This window comes from Stutzerimonas stutzeri SDM-LAC, from assembly GCF_000235745.1.
Classification (GTDB): Bacteria; Pseudomonadota; Gammaproteobacteria; order Pseudomonadales; family Pseudomonadaceae; genus Stutzerimonas; species Stutzerimonas stutzeri_H.
Map to the genome: position 1 here is coordinate 1 of NZ_AGSX01000140.1, position 3,476 is coordinate 3,476.

Sequence of the window (3,476 nt, forward strand, 5' to 3'; positions counted from 1 at the left end):
GCGAGGTGAATTCGTGCCCCATCGGGATGCCGGCGAAACGCAGGCTGATGTCGCCACCGATGCGGTTGAGTGCGAAACAAGGCCTGCGCACATCCTTGCCGTCGGTACGTAGGGTGATCTTGTCGCTCAGGCTGGTGATTTCTTCCAGCAGCTCGAGCATTTCCTGGGATTTTTCGCGGTCATCGAGGGACGCGACGATCTCGAACGGCTGGGTGACCTTGTCCAGGTAGGTTTTCAGTTGCGCTTTGAGATTGGTGTCCAACATGAGCAGCGACTCCCAACTTGCAGAATTCGGTTAATAAAACGCCCGGACGGTTCGCGCCCAGGCGTTTAGTGTCTCGGGGCAATACTCTGCCCGAGAACGGTACTGAGGCGCTGCGCCCATGCGCAGCGCTCGTCGACCGTTTAGATCTTGCCGACCAGGTCCAGCGAAGGAGCCAGGGTCTTCTCGCCTTCTTTCCACTTCGCAGGGCAGACTTCGCCCGGATGCGCGGCAGTGTACTGAGCAGCTTTCAGCTTGCGCAGGGTTTCGCCGACGTCACGTGCGATTTCGTTGGAGTGGATTTCCAGAGTCTTGATCTGGCCTTCCGGGTTGATGATGAAGGTACCGCGCAGCGCCAGACCTTCTTCAGCGATGTGGACGCCGAACGCGTTGGTCAGCTGGTGAGTCGGATCACCGATCAGCGGGAACTGAGCCTTGCCGACGGCTGGCGAGGTTTCGTGCCAAACCTTGTGCGAGAAGTGGGTATCGGTGGTGACGATGTACACCTCGGTACCGGCCTTCTGGAACTCAGCGTAGCTGTTGGCAGCGTCTTCGATCTCGGTCGGGCAGTTGAAGGTGAAGGCTGCCGGCATGAAGATCAGTACCGACCACTTGCCCTTGAGGGACTCTTCGGTGACTTCGATAAACTTGCCATTGTGGAAAGCGTTAACTTTGAATGGCTGGACTTGGGTGTTGATCAGAGACATCTACTAACTCCTTTTGGGATTCAGAATTTAACGGCGCCTAAGATAGCGCACGAAACCAGATACGGTTAATTGATTGAGGAAATAGCAGCAATAGGCTGCGCCTATCAATGCATCCCCAGTCTCGACGGCAACTATGACACCTGTTGGTCGCTACAATTCGAATGTACGGCCTGACATAAGCCCGGCAGCCGCTACGGCCAGAACGCCCGAATGCCTGCAACGCCCTGTGCGCCAATCTGCGCAGCCCTCATCACATCGCTCGGACCAAGGCCGCCCAGCAAATAAGCGGGCTGAGCAAAGCCTAGCAGCATATCGGCGGCGCGCTGCCACCCCATGGGTCTCGCTTCGGGGTGCGAGGCGGTAGCAAGTATCGGCGAGAGAACAATGAAATCAACCCCCATTTGGTTCGCAAGATCCAACTCGGCCATATCGTGACACGACGCGGCGAGCCAACGACCCGACTCAATCGATCGACCCGTGCCGGCGTGCTTGCGCAGTTGCGAGGCCGTCAAATGCCAACCGGCATCCGGAAAATCCTGCGCCCACTCCAGGGGCCCTTTAAGCATGACCTGCGCACGCCCGGCACAGAGCTTCAGGACTTCTGTCGCCAGCGCGCGATACTGAGCATCCGGCAAAGAGGGGCAGCGTAGCTGCAACAGTCGAATGCCTGCATCCAGTGCGCAAGCCACACCGCAAAGCACTTCCTGTGATGTCGCGTTATCCGGGGTGATCAGGTACGACTTCGGCAGGCGAGCCGCAGTTATTATCGGCCGGTTCGCCGCCGGAAATTCATAACGGTGCAGGTTCTCCGCCGGCTCCCAAGCCAACGGTTGGCCTTCAGCGCCGTGCGGCTCCCCGTCAAACTCAAGCACTTCCCATACATCGAGCAGCACCTGTTTATCCGGATAGTCGTGACGTACCTGAATCAGCGGTCTCGCGGCAGTCACGGCAATACCCAGCTCCTCGGCCAGCTCCCGAGCAAGTGCGCCCTCGGCAGTCTCGCCCTCTTCCACCTTACCGCCCGGAAACTCCCAGAGACCGCCCTGATGCTTGTCCATGGAACGCTTGGCAATCAACACATGGCCATCGCAGCCACGGATCACGCCAGCGGCGACGTGGAGGCGTTTCATGTTTCGGCACCAAGCGGACGTCCGGGCGTCTCCGGGACCTGTCGGAGGAGTTTGTTCAACTTGGTCACAGCCAAGGGATCAGGTGCGGTATTCGGCATTAATCCGCACATACTCATGAGAGAGGTCGGTGGTCCAGATCGTTTCGCTGCAATCACCGCGACCAAGCTCGATACGAATCTCGATTTCCGCCTCGGCCATCACCGCGGCGCCCTGCTCTTCCGTGTAGTTCGGCGAACGTCCGCCCTGGCTGGCGATGCACACGGCGCCCAGGTAGACATCGATCTTGCTCACGTCCAGTTCGGGAACGCCTGCACGACCGACTGCCGCCAGGATACGGCCCCAGTTGGGATCAGAGGCAAACAGCGCCGTCTTGATCAGTGGCGAATGCGCGACGGCATAGCCCACATCGAGACACTCTTGATGATTGCGCCCTCCGTTGACCTGAACGGTGACGAACTTGGTCGCGCCTTCGCCGTCACGAACGATGGATTGAGCCACTTCCATGCTGACCTCGAAGACCGCCTGCTTGAGCTTGGCAAACAGCTCGCCCGCAGCTTCAGTGATCTCAGCAACGGCAGCCTTGCCGGTGGCGATCAGCATGCAGCAGTCGTTGGTCGAGGTATCCCCATCGATGGTGATGCGATTGAACGACTTGTTGGCCGCATCCCTCAGCAAATCTTGCAAAACCGGCTGAGCGACTTTCGCATCGGTGGCGATGTAACCCAGCATGGTCGCCATGTTGGGACGGATCATTCCGGCGCCCTTGGAAATGCCAGTGACGGTAACCGTCACGCCGTTGTGCTCGAACTGACGGCTCGCACCCTTGGGCAGCGTATCGGTGGTCATGATGCCGGTTGCGGCTTCGGCCCAATGATTTTCATCCAAGTCGGCCAGTGCGTCGGGAAGCGCCGCCTCGATCTTCTCAGTTGGCAGCAACTCACCGATAACGCCGGTCGAAAACGGCAGGATGGCATCGGCGTCGACCCCGGCCAATGCGGCCAGACTGGCACAGCTGCGGATGGCAGCCTGCATCCCGGGCTCACCCGTGCCGGCGTTAGCGTTTCCAGTGTTGGTCAGCAGGTAACGTACCGCTCCCTGAGCGCGCTGCTTAGCAAGAATCACCGGCGCGGCGCAAAACGCATTGAGGGTGAACACGCCAGCGACCGTTGAGCCTTCAGCGCAACGCATCACTACGACGTCCTTGCGCCCTGGCCGCTTGATACCCGCCGAAGCGATACCGAGCTCGAATCCGGGAACCGGGTGCAGTGTAGGTAGGGGACCAAGACCGACAGCCATTGATGCGCTCCTTTTGGAAGGATGGATGGCCTTCGGCCACCGAAAATCAGGGAGAAAAACGCCGCGAGCGGCTAGAGCCGG

Annotated in this window: 3 protein-coding genes and 1 pseudogene; all 4 read right to left on the reverse strand. The window is 59.5% G+C overall.

What is annotated here, in order from left to right:
• Positions 1-265: pseudogene (locus PSTU_RS20865) on the reverse strand (alkyl hydroperoxide reductase subunit F); the annotation flags it as partial.
• 140 nt (positions 266-405) lie between these two features.
• Complete coding sequence (gene ahpC / locus PSTU_RS0114620) at positions 406-969, reverse strand: alkyl hydroperoxide reductase subunit C (protein WP_019341772.1); 564 nt, start codon at positions 967-969, stop codon at positions 406-408.
• 191 nt (positions 970-1,160) lie between these two features.
• Complete coding sequence (locus PSTU_RS0114625; RefSeq protein ID WP_019341773.1) at positions 1,161-2,099, reverse strand: Nudix family hydrolase; 939 nt, start codon at positions 2,097-2,099, stop codon at positions 1,161-1,163.
• 78 nt (positions 2,100-2,177) lie between these two features.
• On the reverse strand, positions 2,178-3,395 hold the full coding sequence (gene argJ, locus PSTU_RS0114630; protein ID WP_019341774.1) for a bifunctional glutamate N-acetyltransferase/amino-acid acetyltransferase ArgJ: 1,218 nt from the start codon (positions 3,393-3,395) through the stop codon (positions 2,178-2,180).
• Between the last annotated feature and the right edge of the window lie 81 nt (positions 3,396-3,476).

Bases quoted from the DNA above. Each gene is read 5' to 3' on its own strand.
- ahpC (WP_019341772.1), bottom strand. From the start codon at position 969: ATGTCTCTGATCAACACCCAAGTCCAGCCATTCAAAGTTAACGCTTTC.
- argJ (WP_019341774.1), bottom strand. From the start codon at position 3,395: ATGGCTGTCGGTCTTGGTCCCCTACCTACACTGCACCCGGTTCCCGGA.
- PSTU_RS0114625 (WP_019341773.1), bottom strand. From the start codon at position 2,099: ATGAAACGCCTCCACGTCGCCGCTGGCGTGATCCGTGGCTGCGATGGC.